13 protein-coding genes and 1 other RNA gene are annotated in these 11,521 nt (G+C 66.6%); 10 read left to right on the top strand and 4 right to left on the bottom strand.

The window, feature by feature from the left end; translation table 11 throughout:
* Window positions 1–89 precede the first annotated feature (89 nt).
* The 4 genes from H0B43_RS04790 to H0B43_RS04775 form a co-directional block, all read right to left on the bottom strand.
* Window positions 90–1,295, bottom strand: a complete 1,206-nt coding sequence (locus tag H0B43_RS04790) for an acyl-CoA dehydrogenase family protein (RefSeq protein ID WP_185729069.1) — start codon at window positions 1,293–1,295, stop codon at window positions 90–92.
* A gap of 29 nt (window positions 1,296–1,324) precedes the next feature.
* Complete coding sequence (locus H0B43_RS04785; protein ID WP_185729070.1) at window positions 1,325–2,737, bottom strand: acyl-CoA dehydrogenase family protein; 1,413 nt, start codon at window positions 2,735–2,737, stop codon at window positions 1,325–1,327.
* Window positions 2,738–3,148: 411 nt separating this feature from the next.
* On the bottom strand, window positions 3,149–3,949 hold the full coding sequence (hisN, locus tag H0B43_RS04780) for a histidinol-phosphatase (RefSeq protein ID WP_185729071.1): 801 nt from the start codon (window positions 3,947–3,949) through the stop codon (window positions 3,149–3,151).
* A 36-nt stretch (window positions 3,950–3,985) separates the two neighbouring features.
* Complete coding sequence (locus H0B43_RS04775) at window positions 3,986–4,480, bottom strand: carbonic anhydrase (RefSeq protein ID WP_185729072.1); 495 nt, start codon at window positions 4,478–4,480, stop codon at window positions 3,986–3,988.
* 166 nt (window positions 4,481–4,646) lie between these two features.
* On the opposite strand from H0B43_RS04775, the gene prfB reads away from it, so the two are divergent.
* The 10 genes from prfB to crcB all read left to right on the top strand — a co-directional run bounded on the left by prfB (window position 4,647) and on the right by crcB (window position 11,521).
* Window positions 4,647–5,753: a peptide chain release factor 2 gene (gene prfB, locus H0B43_RS04770; protein WP_185729073.1), complete on the top strand. Its 1,107-nt coding sequence runs from the start codon at window positions 4,647–4,649 to the stop codon at window positions 5,751–5,753.
* A 5-nt stretch (window positions 5,754–5,758) separates the two neighbouring features.
* Window positions 5,759–6,655 (top strand): mechanosensitive ion channel family protein, encoded by an 897-nt coding sequence (locus H0B43_RS04765; protein ID WP_185729074.1) that lies wholly within the window; start codon window positions 5,759–5,761, stop codon window positions 6,653–6,655.
* The gene (locus H0B43_RS04760; protein ID WP_185729075.1) at window positions 6,652–7,116 is read left to right on the top strand and encodes a hypothetical protein; all 465 of its coding nucleotides are present in this window, start codon (window positions 6,652–6,654) and stop codon (window positions 7,114–7,116) included. The genes H0B43_RS04765 and H0B43_RS04760 overlap by 4 nt, the downstream gene beginning before the upstream one ends.
* A gap of 54 nt (window positions 7,117–7,170) precedes the next feature.
* On the top strand, window positions 7,171–7,860 hold the full coding sequence (gene ftsE, locus H0B43_RS04755) for a cell division ATP-binding protein FtsE (RefSeq protein WP_185729076.1): 690 nt from the start codon (window positions 7,171–7,173) through the stop codon (window positions 7,858–7,860).
* 66 nt (window positions 7,861–7,926) lie between these two features.
* The gene (gene ftsX / locus H0B43_RS04750; RefSeq protein WP_185729077.1) at window positions 7,927–8,832 is read left to right on the top strand and encodes a permease-like cell division protein FtsX; all 906 of its coding nucleotides are present in this window, start codon (window positions 7,927–7,929) and stop codon (window positions 8,830–8,832) included.
* Between the two features lie 76 nt (window positions 8,833–8,908).
* Complete coding sequence (smpB, locus tag H0B43_RS04745; RefSeq protein WP_141471363.1) at window positions 8,909–9,382, top strand: SsrA-binding protein SmpB; 474 nt, start codon at window positions 8,909–8,911, stop codon at window positions 9,380–9,382.
* A gap of 8 nt (window positions 9,383–9,390) precedes the next feature.
* Window positions 9,391–10,245: a DMT family transporter gene (locus tag H0B43_RS04740; RefSeq protein ID WP_185730101.1), complete on the top strand. Its 855-nt coding sequence runs from the start codon at window positions 9,391–9,393 to the stop codon at window positions 10,243–10,245.
* A 95-nt stretch (window positions 10,246–10,340) separates the two neighbouring features.
* Window positions 10,341–10,712: a transfer-messenger RNA gene (gene ssrA / locus H0B43_RS04735) on the top strand.
* Window positions 10,713–10,808: 96 nt separating this feature from the next.
* Window positions 10,809–11,180, top strand: a complete 372-nt coding sequence (locus H0B43_RS04730; RefSeq protein WP_185729078.1) for a CrcB family protein — start codon at window positions 10,809–10,811, stop codon at window positions 11,178–11,180.
* A complete protein-coding gene (crcB, locus tag H0B43_RS04725) occupies window positions 11,177–11,521 on the top strand; it encodes a fluoride efflux transporter CrcB (protein WP_185729079.1) in 345 nt (114 codons plus the stop codon). The genes H0B43_RS04730 and crcB overlap by 4 nt, the downstream gene beginning before the upstream one ends.

Raw genomic sequence — 11,521 nt, 5'->3', positions numbered from 1 at the left:
CGTTCCGTCATGCTCCGCGCACGAAGAAGCCCCCGCCGCAGGTGAGCGCGGCGGGGACTACACCCCTCGTTGAAAATCCCCGCGAGCTGTTACTTCAGCTCTGCCGACGACTTTCCGAGTAGACGGCGAGCGACGATCAGCTGCTGGATCTGCTGCGTGCCCTCGAAGATGTCGAGGATCTTCGAGTCACGTGCCCACTTCTCCAGCAGCGGGCGCTCCGAGTACCCCAACGTGCCGGCGAGTTCGACGGCCTTGAGGGTGATGGCGGTGCCGGTCCGGCCGGCTTTCGCCTTCGACATGGACGCTTCGAGCGAATTCGGCTTCTTGTTGTCCGCCATCCACGTCGCGCGCAGCGCGAGCAGGTAGGCCGCCTCCCAATCGGCCTCCAGTTGCAGGAACTCGGCGGCCGCGGCGTGCTGGTTGTACGCGGGAGTGTCGTAGGAGATCTCGACACCGGCGTCGGTGAGGATGCTGCGCAGTTCCTCGAGCGCGGCGCGGCCGAGGCCGACCGCCATGCCGGCGACGATCGGACGGGTGTTGTCGAACGTCTGCATGACGCCGGCAAAGCCCTTCTCTACGTTGACTTCCGGCGTGCCGAGCAGATTGTCCTTGGGGATCCGGCAGTCCTGGAACAGCAGAACCGCGGTGTCGGACGCCTTCACCCCCAGCTTGTGCTCGAGGCGGGCGACGCTCAGACCCGGGGCGTCCCGCGGGACGACGAACGACTTGATCGCGGCGCGGCCCTTTGTCTTGTCGACGGTGGCCCACACGACGATATGGGTAGAACGCTCGCCGGCTGTGACGAAGATCTTCTCGCCGTTGAGCACGTACTCGTCACCGTCGAGGACCGCGGTGGTGGTGACGGCGGCGGAGTCGGAACCGAAGCCGGGTTCGGTGATGGCCATCGACGCCCACACCTTGCCGAAGCGTTCGAGCTGCTCGTCGGTCGCGACCGCGGCGATGGCCGAGTTGCCGAGGCCTTGGTAGGGGATCGCCAGAGTGAGGCCCACGTCGCCCCAGCAGGTTTCGATGACATTCATCAGGGAGGACATGTTGCCGCCGTTGACGTTTCCGATGACCTTCGGCTCGTCGCCGCGTCCGAGGGCGGCGCCCGCCGCACCCTTGCCGGAGTCGTTGAGCCCCTCCACCATGGCGGCCATGGTGTCGAGTTCCTTGGGGTAGGCGTGCTCGGCGAGATCGTATTTGCGGGAGATCGGCCGGAAGATTTCTGCCGCGACCTGGTGAGCCTGGTTCGCGGAGGCTTTGAGCTTCTTGGGAAGTTCGAGGTTGATCATGACAGTTTCCTTAGTTCGAATCCGGCCGCTCAGATCAGGACGATGCCCTCGGCGACGCCGATGGCGCGCAGATCGCGGTACCAGCGCTCCACGGGATGTTCCTTGGTGTAACCGTGGCCGCCGAGCAGCTGGACGCCGTCGAGGCCGATCTGCATGCCCTTCTCGGAAGCCAGCTTTCGGGCGAGCGCCGATTCGCGGGCGAAGGAGAGCCCCTGCTCGGCGCGGGAGGCGCCGCGCAACGTCACCAGACGCAGGCCGTCGAGTTCGATGCCGATGTTCGCGACCATGAAGGCGACTGCCTGACGGTTGCTGATCGGTTCGCCGAACGCGACCCGCTCGTTGACGTATGGGATGACGTAGTCGAGTACGGCCTGCCCGGTGCCGACCGCGAGCGAGGCCCAGCCGAGGCGGGCCAGCCGGATCGCGTCGGCGTATTCGGCCGCCCGCAGATCGGCGTCGGCATCGCCGAGCAGACCCGACTCGGGCACCGCGACGTCGGTGAGGTTGAGCCGGCCGAGGCCCGCGGCGCGCAGACCCATGCTCGGGTCGGCCTCGACGACGAGTCCCTTGGTGTCGGCCTCGACGATGAAGAAGGAGGGCTTGCCGTCGAGTTCGGCGGCCACGACGAACAGCTCGGACGACGCGGCGGCCGGCACGAGGCTCTTGACGCCGTTGAGCTTGTAGCCGCTGGGGGAGCGAACCGCCTTGGTCTGCAACGCGAAGGGGTCGAACAGTGCGCGGGGCTCGTTGACGACGACCGCCGCGTTCGGAACCTGTTCGCCGGTGAACGCGGGAAGGTAGGTCTTCTGCTGGGCGTCGGTACCCCACTGGGTGAGGGCGACGGCGACGCCGCTCGGCGCGAGGATCGGCAGCGCGAGTCCCATGTCGCCGTGCGCGAGGGCCTCGGCGACCAGAGAGTTGGTGACGGCACCGCGTTCACTGGCGGCCCCGTCGAGTTCCTCCGGGACGTTGATCAGGGTGATGCCGAGTTCGGCGGCGCGTTTCACGAGATCCGCCGGGGCGGCAGCGGCAGCATCCGCGTCGTGGCCCGCGGGCCGCAGGATCTCGGCCGCGAACTCCCGCACGGTCTCGACGATCATCTGCTGCTCGTCGCTCGGGGTGAGGTCGAAATAGCCGGCCTTCGCGGTCGGGTTGTCGGGGAGGCGTTTCGGCGCGCCGCCGCCGGACACCTTCTGGAAACCGCGGGTCGCGGCGCCGAGGGTCTTGAATCCGGTCTTGGTTCCTTCGTAGGTCACACGGTCGATCGTCTGGCGCAGGTTGTACTTCTCGGCCAGATCGGAACCGGTGATCTTGGTCAGCACACGCATCGCGGCACCCATGGCATCGCGCTTGACCGGATTCAGGCCGACGGCGGACGTGTCGCGGGGCTTCCGCTTCGCACTGTCGTGGGGGGCAACTGTGTCTTGCTTGCTCATGATCACCAGCTGTTTCTCGGTGTTCGGGCGTGGACGTCCTCTATCTTACTCAGCGGTAAGGTTGGTGTCTACTATCGAGTAAGTTCGAGTCGCCACGACAGTGGTTCGCCGAGGGGACCGCCGTCAGTCGCGATGGGGTGGATCTCGCGCCGTCGGCAATGACACGCCTGTCCGGAATGATCGACGGAATGGCATTCAGGCCAAGCGTTTTCGAGGTTGCCGAGCATGCCGTCGGAGCCGGGAAGAGGCCGGCAGGGATAGGGGAGTCCCATCCTTGCGGGAGCGCAGGCGCGTACGGAACGGACGGCGTGGAGGCCGGTCCCGTCAGGAGGGCGCGTCGGCTTTCGTGGCCGAGGACGCCGGAGCCGGGCTACGCCGTCGGAGTCTTGTCAGATAGTTCGGATAGTGCTGTGTGAGTTAGGCCCCGGGTCGGTTCGATCGCAGGCGGGACAGCGCCTCGTCGTGAAGCAGCGTGTTGGTGGCCAGTGCGCTGCCGCCGTGCGGGCCGTCGTCGCCGACGAGGTTGGTGAAGCGGCCGCCTGCCTCGCGAACCAGCACGTCGAGGGGCGCGAGGTCCCACAGCGACACCTCGGGCTCGGCGGCGATGTCTACGGCGCCCTCCGCGAGCAGGCAGTAAGAGAAGAAGTCACCGAAGCCCCGGACCCGCCACACGTCGTCGGTCAGGGTGAGGAACTGTTCGCGGATGCCGAGCTCCTTCCAGCCCGACAGGCTCGAGAAGGTGAGACTGGCCGAACCGAGTCGGTCGACGGCCGACACGGAGAGGCGAGCCGGCTCGGACCCGTCGAACGTCGACCAGGCGCCCGACCCCGCCGAGGCCCACCAGCGGCGCGCGAGCGCCGGAGCGCTCACGACCCCGACGACGGGAACTCCGTCCTCGAGCAGCGCGATCAGGGTGGCCCAGATGGGGACGCCCCGGACGAAGTTCTTGGTGCCGTCGATCGGATCGACCACCCACTGCCGTCCTGCGAACTGCGCGTCGCCGCCGAACTCCTCACCCAGCACCGCATCCGCGGGTCGCTCGACTTCCAGCCTTGCCCGGACCGCCCGTTCCACGGCCAGATCGGCGTCCGTGACCGGCGTCAGGTCGGGCTTGTCGTCGACCGACAGGTCGAGCGCCCCGAACCGGGCCCTGGTGATCGCGTCCGCCTCGTCGGCGATTCGGAGGGCGAGCTGCAGGTCGGCGCGGAGGTCGGTCACGGTCGCACAGATTACTCGTACCGGACCGGCGTGACGTCAGTCGATCTTCACTTCGGCGAGCTTGCCGGTGGCGACGTCGAAGACGAACCCGCGCAGAGACGTGGTCGCCGTGATGAACGGGCTGGCCTCGATCCGGCGCAGCGACTGCCGGACGTCCTCGTCGAGGTCGGGAAACGCCTCCGCCGACCAGGCCGGCTTGATCCCGACCTCGTCCTGGATGGACTTCTTGAAGTCGTCGTCGGTGAACGTGAGCATTCCGCAGTCCGTGTGGTGGATCAGGATGATCTCGGTGGTGCCGAGCAGCCGCTGGCTGATCGCGAGGGATCGGATCTCGTCGTCCGTCACCACCCCGCCGGCGTTGCGGATGACGTGCGACTCGCCCTCCTCGATGCCGAGGATCCGGTAGACGTCCAGCCGCGCGTCCATGCAGGCGAGGACCGCGACGTGCTTGCTGGGCGGGAGGGGGAGCGGCCCGGTGAATCCGGCCGCGTAGGCCTCGTTGTTCTTCAGGTACTGGTCGGTCACGGTCATCGTCGACTCCGTCCGGAATGGCGGCACGAGCATGTGCGTACCCGTGCATGGAACAAGGTGGGCCCGGTGCCCGCAATGCTTCCACGCGACTTGATCGGAAGGGGTGACTTCCGCTGGAACGAAGGGGTGACGGGGCCCGGGTCCGCACCCGGTAACCTTGGGAACCGTGCATCCCGACGTATCCGCAGACCTCAGCGAGCTCGACACCACCCTTCGTACCGTCGAATCGGTGCTGGACGTGGAGGAGTTGCGCCGCCGCATCGACGAGCTCGAACACCAGGCCGCCGATCCCGAGCTGTGGAACGACCAGGAGCACGCGCAGCAGGTCACCAGCCAGCTGTCGCACTCCCAGGCCGAACTGCGCCGCGTCGAGGAGTTGCGCTCCCGGCTCGACGACATGCCGGTGCTGTACGAACTCGCGGAGGACGAGGGCGCCGACGCGATAGCCGACGCCGACGCCGAACGGCACAGCCTGCGGGAAGACATCGCCGCGATGGAAGTCAAGACCATGCTGTCCGGCGAGTACGACGAACGTGACGCGCTGGTCAACATCCGCTCCGGCGCCGGTGGTGTCGACGCCGCCGACTGGGCGGAGATGCTGATGCGGATGTACATCCGCTGGGCGGAGAAGCACGGCTACGGCGTCGAGGTATACGACACGTCGTATGCGGAAGAAGCCGGCATCAAGAGCGCGACGTTCGCGGTCAAGGCGCCGTACAGCTACGGAACCCTGTCCGTCGAGATGGGCACCCACCGGCTGGTCCGGATCAGCCCCTTCGACAACCAGGGACGCCGCCAGACGTCGTTCGCCGAGGTCGAGGTCCTGCCCGTCGTCGAGACCACCGACCACATCGACGTCAACGAGAACGACGTCCGCGTCGACGTGTACCGCTCGTCCGGTCCCGGTGGTCAGTCCGTCAACACCACCGACTCCGCGGTCCGGTTGACGCACATCCCGACCGGCATCGTCGTGACCTGCCAGAACGAGAAGTCGCAGCTGCAGAACAAGGTGTCGGCGATGCGCGTCCTGCAGGCCAAGCTGCTCGAGGTCAAACGCAAGGAGGAGCGCGCCGAGATGGATGCGCTCAAAGGCGACGGCGGCAGTTCCTGGGGCAACCAGATGCGGTCGTACGTGCTGCACCCGTACCAGATGGTCAAGGATCTGCGCACCGAGTACGAGGTCAACAATCCGTCCGCCGTTCTCGACGGCGACATCGACGGATTCCTCGAGTCCGGCATCCGGTGGCGGATGCGCGAGAATCAGGCATCCTGACACCGATGGAGACGACGGCAGCCATGTTCGCGCCCACCCGGAACTTGCTCGACTGGCTCTCGTCGACGGGGCTGGCGGTCTCGCTCACCGTGCTCGGGGCCGTCCTCATGGCGAGACTCGTCAACTGGGGCGGCAGCAAGATCACCGACCGGATCGACAACAATTACAAGCAGGGTGACGCCCTCGTCCGTTCCGAGGCCACCAAGCACCGGCACTCGGTGGCGCAGGTCATCACCTGGGTGATCATCACGATCATCTACGTCATCGCGACGATGAAGGTGCTCGACCAGCTGAATCTGCCGATCGGCAGTCTCGTCGCCCCGGCCACCGTGCTCGGTGCGGCGCTCGGTTTCGGTGCGCAGCGCGTCGTCCAGGACATCCTGGCCGGATTCTTCATCATCACCGAGCGGCAGTACGGGTTCGGCGACACGGTGCAGTTGGCGGTCACGGGGTCGTCGGAGGACGCGGAGGGCGTGATCGAGGACGTCACGCTCCGGGTCACGCGGATGCGGAATTCGGACGGTGAGGTCATCACCGTCCCCAACGGGCAAATCGTCAAGGCCGTCAACCTTTCCAAGGACTGGGCGCGGGCCGTGATCGACGTCCCCGTTCCCGCGTCGTCCGACATCAACCGGGTCAACGAGGTGCTCCACCAGGTCGGTGTCGAGGCCTTCGCGGATCGCGGGCTGAAGAAACTACTGCTCGACGAGCCGACGGTGATGGGAGTGGAGAGTCTGACTGTCGACGAGGTCAGCGTTCGCGTCGTGGCGCGGACCCTGCCGGGTAAGCAGTTCCAGGTCGGACGCGCCCTCCGGGTGCGCATCGCCACCGCGATGAGGCGGCAGGGAATCACCGTCGAGCCGGACCTCCAGACGGTGCGGGCAGCGGAGGGTGAGGGATGACCGGCGAACCCCGGCGCGGCCTCGACCGGATCCTGCATTCCTCCGTCGTTCCCGCCAAGATCTTCGGCGGCCGAGTGCGGACGTCGACGTTGGTGCTGTGCATCCTGTGGGTGCTGCTGTACACGCTGTACACGTACCTCAACCCCGCCGAAGAGGTGGTTCAGGGGCCGGTCGCTCCGGCCGTCGTTCCCACCCGGGAGGCGCCGGCTCCGGAGACCACGTACCCGCCGTCGACGACGGAGTACACCACCGAGCTGCCGTCGGAGACGCTCACGACGACCGAGACGACACCCGAGCCGACGCTGGAACAGACGGCGCCCACCGCGACCAGTCGGGTCCCGACGACGACTCCGACGCTGCCGTTCGGAATCCCCAACCCGTTCCCACCTGCGGCGACGGGCACACCGCCGGCCACGTCGTCCGTCCCGGCGACGTCGGTGACACCGCCGAGTGGGGGATGACGCCGCGCGTCGCTCCATTTGGTCACTGTTCGATAACGTCTAGACTGGCTCCTCGTGATCAGCGTCGAGAATGTGTCGAAGTCGTACAAGACGTCCACGAGGCCCGCCTTGGACAAGGTGAGCGTCGACGTGGACAAGGGCGAGTTCGTCTTCCTCATCGGCCCGTCGGGCTCGGGAAAGTCGACATTCATGCGCCTGCTCCTCAAGGAGGAGTCGCCGACGTCGGGTGACATTCACATCGCGGATTTCCACGTCAACAAGCTGTCCGCCCGGCGGGTGCCGAAGCTGCGGCAGAGCATGGGCGTCGTCTTCCAGGACTTCCGGCTCCTGCAGAAGAAGACCGTGTCCGAGAACGTCGCGTTCGCGCTCGAGGTGATCGGGAAGCCGCGCGCGATGATCTCCCGGACCGTCCCGGAGGTGCTCGAGATGGTCGGGCTGTCGGGCAAGGCCGATCGTCTCCCCACCGAACTGTCGGGCGGCGAACAGCAGCGTGTCGCCATCGCGCGGGCGTTCGTGAACCGGCCGCTCGTGTTGCTGTGCGACGAGCCCACCGGCAACCTCGACCCGGAGACGAGCCAGGACATCATGCTGCTGCTCGAACGGATCAACCGCACCGGGACGACGGTGGTGATGGCGACCCACGATCACCACATCGTCGACTCGATGCGCCGCCGCGTGGTGGAACTGGACCTCGGCAGAGTGGTGCGCGACGAGGCTCGGGGTGTGTACGGCGTGGGGCGTTAGCGGCCTCCCTGCACTTCCGGCTTCAGTACTGTCCCCCAGTCGTCTACGAAGGACTCCGATTCCCCGATGCGTGCCAGTTTCATTTTCAGTGAGGTCCTGACGGGCCTCCGTCGCAACGTCACCATGACCATCGCGATGATCCTCACCACCGCGATCTCCCTGGGCCTGTTCGGCAGCGGACTGCTGGTGGTGCAGATGGCCGGCAAGACGCAGCAGATCTTCCTGGACCGTGTCGAGGTGCAGATCTTCCTCACCGACGACATCTCCACGTCCGACCCCGGCTGCGAGGGGGAGATCTGCAGTGTGCTCCGCAAGGAACTGGAGGAGACGCCGTCCGTGGTGTCGGTGGAGTACCTGAACCGGGACGACGCCGTGAAGGACGCGACGGAGCGGGTGTTCAAGGATCAGCCGGAGCTCGCCGCGCTCGTCAGCCCCGACAGTTTCCCGGCATCGTTCAAGGTGAAGCTCAGCGATCCGGAGCGCTTCGGGGTGATCAACGAGAATTTCGGTACCCGCCCGGGTGTCGAGAGTGTCCTCAACCAGCGTGAGCTGGTCGAACGGCTCTTCAGTGTGCTCAACGGGGTGCGCAACGCCGCGTTCGCGATCGCGATCGTGCAGGCCGTGGCCGCAATTCTCCTGATCGCGAACATGGTTCAGATCGCGGCCTTCACCCGGCGCACCGAAGTGGGCATCATGAGGTTGGTCGGTGCCACCCGCTGGTACACGCAGTTGCCGTTCCTGCTGGAGGCGGTGGTCGCCGCCCTCGTGGGTGCTGTGCTCGCCATCGTCGGTCTGTTCACCGCGAAGAACATGTTCATCGACGACGTGCTGTCGGACGTCTACGACGCCAACATCGTCGCCCGGATCTCCAACAGTGACGTGCTCTTCGTCTCACCGGTTCTGGTGCTCGTGGGTGTCGGAATGGCGGCCGTCACGGCCTACGTGACCCTGCGCCTGTACGTCCGCGAATAATTCGGCTTGCTCCTTCTCCTATGCTGGAGGATACGAACTGTTCACCTCGGACATCGCGGACTGAAAGGCCCGGAACGTGAAGGAAAAGGGCCGCAAGGTCATTGCGACCAACCGCAAGGCGCGTCACAACTACAGCATCCTCGATGTCTACGAGGCGGGCATCGCGCTCGTCGGCACCGAGGTGAAGAGCCTCCGCGAAGGCAAGGCGTCGCTGGTGGACGCGTTCGCCACCGTCGACGACGGCGAGGTGTGGCTGCGCGGACTGCACATCCCCGAGTACACCCAGGGGACGTGGACCAATCACGCGCCGCGCCGTACCCGGAAGCTGCTGCTGCACAAGCGGGAGATCGAGCACCTCGTCGGCAAGACGCGCGAGGGCAACCAGACCCTGGTTCCCCTGTCGATGTATTTTTCCGACGGCAAGGTCAAGGTCGAACTCGCGCTCGCGAAGGGCAAGCAGGACTACGACAAGCGGCAGGATCTGGCCAGGCGCACCGCCGAGCGTGAGGTGACCCGCGAACTCGGACGCCGAGTCAAGGGCATGCGCTGACCTCCATCCTGCTCGCGCTCGTGGCCGCGATCGGGTACGGCGTGAGCGATTTCGTCGGGGGTGTCGCCTCCCGCCGCGTCGCGGCCCTCCGGGTCGTCATCGTGTCGTATCCGCTGTCTCTGCTGATCGTCCTGGTGATCGCACCGTTCGCGGGTGGCACCCTCACCACCACGTCCGTCGTGTGGGGAGCCCTGGCCGGCGTGGCCGGTGGTGTGGCGGTGTGGTGGTTCTATCTCGCGCTGGCGTCGGGGCCGATGTCGGTGGTGTCGCCGCTGACGGCCGTGCTGGTGGCGGGAATTCCGGTACTGGTCGGGATCGTGTTCGGGGAGCGGCCCGGGCCGATCGCGTTCGTCGGGATCGTGGTGGCGCTGGTCGCCGTCGTCCTCGTCAGCCGGGAGTCGCCCGACGAGACGGCAGGCGAGGTGGCCGGTGGGAGGGTGCTGCGGTTCACCCGGGCCGTGGCGCTGCTCACCGTCGGAGCCGGTATCGCGTTCGCTCTCTCCTTCGTCTCGTTGCACCAGATCGGTGACGACGGCGGACTGTGGGCCCTCGCCGTGTCCCGGGCCTCGGCCACCGCGGTGGTGTGGCTGGTCGCGTTGTCCGCCGGGCATTTCGTGCTGCCGCACGGTGAACCGTTCAAGCTCGCGGTGTACGTGAGCTTTCTCGACGTTCTGGCCAACGCCGCCATGATGTACGCGTTCCAGGGTGGGCTGCTGTCGCTCGTGAGCGTGATCGGGTCGCTGTACCCCGCGGCCACGGTGCTTCTGGCGATGGTGATGCTCGGGGAACGGGTGAGCCGGATGCAGCAGGCGGGCATGCTGCTCGCGCTCGCGGCCGTTGCGATGATCGCCGTGGCCAGCTGAAACACGCCCACCGACCCGTGCCGATGATATCGGGATGATTCCGGGCGACGTTCGCGTTACACTAGGTGGCCCCGCGAGACTCGTGGGGCACGTACGGGGCTGAACGGTTTCGACTGCGTACGTTGAGGTAGGGGAAGCGTGTCGGTGCAGGCAAGAGACCACCGTGAGCGTCGCTGCAAACATATAAGCGCCGATTCCAATCAGCGCGACTACGCACTCGCTGCCTAAGTAGCGACTGCGTGTCTGTCAGTCCGGGTTCGCCCTCGGCCCGGGTACTGGCATCAGCTAGAGGGCTTTACCGTTCGACTCGGTCGCGGAGTCGAATGGGACAACCAACAGCGACTGGGATCGTCATCCTGGCTTGTTTGCGAGACTGGGAGATCCAAGTAGAGACATAGCAAACTGCACACGGAGAAGCCCTAGCTTTGCTGCGGAGGACCCGGGTTCAATTCCCGGCAGCTCCACTGAGTCCGGGCCGGACACCATCAGGTGTCCGGCCCGGATTTTTTCGTACCCGGCCGAGTTCGGACGACCCGTGCCGCCGCCGTGACACGATGTGAGCCGTGTCCCTGACGAAACCCGTGGCTGTGGTCGCGCTGGGCGGTGCCCTCGGCGCGTGCGCGAGATTCCTCCTGTCCGAGCTGTGGCCGGGCATCTGGACCGTCCTGGTGATCAATGTGGTCGGTTCGCTTCTGCTCGGCTGCCTGGCCGAGATCCTCGGACCGGACCGGTTGTGGCGGCTGTTCCTCGGGGTCGGCGTGCTCGGCGGGTTCACCACGTTTTCGACATTCGCCGTGGACGCCGCGCGTGAGGACGCGGCGACCGCCGCGCTCTACGTGGTGGCGACCCTGGTACCCGCTCTGCTCGCCGCGCGGCTGGGCATGCTCGCCGGTCACATCTACCGGCGCGTGGTCGCGCGGAGGGTTGCCGCGTGACGGTTCTGCTCGTGGGGCTCGGCGGCGCGCTCGGTGCGACGACGCGCTACCTCGCGGGCCGGTACGTCGACTCGTACCGCAGTTTTCCCGTGGCCACCTTCGTGGTGAACGTTGCCGGATGCCTGATCCTCGGACTGCTGGCGGGGGCATCGTTGTCCGCGCAGACCTTCGCGCTCCTCGGCACGGGGTTCTGCGGCGGACTGACCACCTACTCGACGTTCGCGGTCGAATCGGTGGGCCTCGCGCGGATCCGTCACACGCTCACGTCCCTGGTGTACGTGGTCGCGAGTGTGGCATTCGGTCTGGCCGCCGCCTGGCTCGGATTCCGATCGACGTCTTGA

The organism is Rhodococcus sp. 4CII (assembly GCF_014256275.1).
Lineage (GTDB): Bacteria > Actinomycetota > Actinomycetes > Mycobacteriales > Mycobacteriaceae > Rhodococcus_F > Rhodococcus_F wratislaviensis_A.
This window is presented reverse-complemented; position numbering and strand designations above follow the sequence as displayed.

What these genes read in the sequence shown, in the direction of transcription:
- H0B43_RS04790 (WP_185729069.1), bottom strand. Translation starts at nt 1,295, where the DNA reads ATGATCAACCTCGAACTTCCCAAGAAGCTCAAAGCCTCCGCGAACCAG.
- H0B43_RS04775 (WP_185729072.1), bottom strand. Translation starts at nt 4,480, where the DNA reads ATGACCGTGACCGACCAGTACCTGAAGAACAACGAGGCCTACGCGGCC.
- H0B43_RS04765 (WP_185729074.1), top strand. Translation starts at nt 5,759, where the DNA reads ATGGAGACGACGGCAGCCATGTTCGCGCCCACCCGGAACTTGCTCGAC.
- H0B43_RS04760 (WP_185729075.1), top strand. Translation starts at nt 6,652, where the DNA reads ATGACCGGCGAACCCCGGCGCGGCCTCGACCGGATCCTGCATTCCTCC.
- ftsX (WP_185729077.1), top strand. Translation starts at nt 7,927, where the DNA reads ATGCGTGCCAGTTTCATTTTCAGTGAGGTCCTGACGGGCCTCCGTCGC.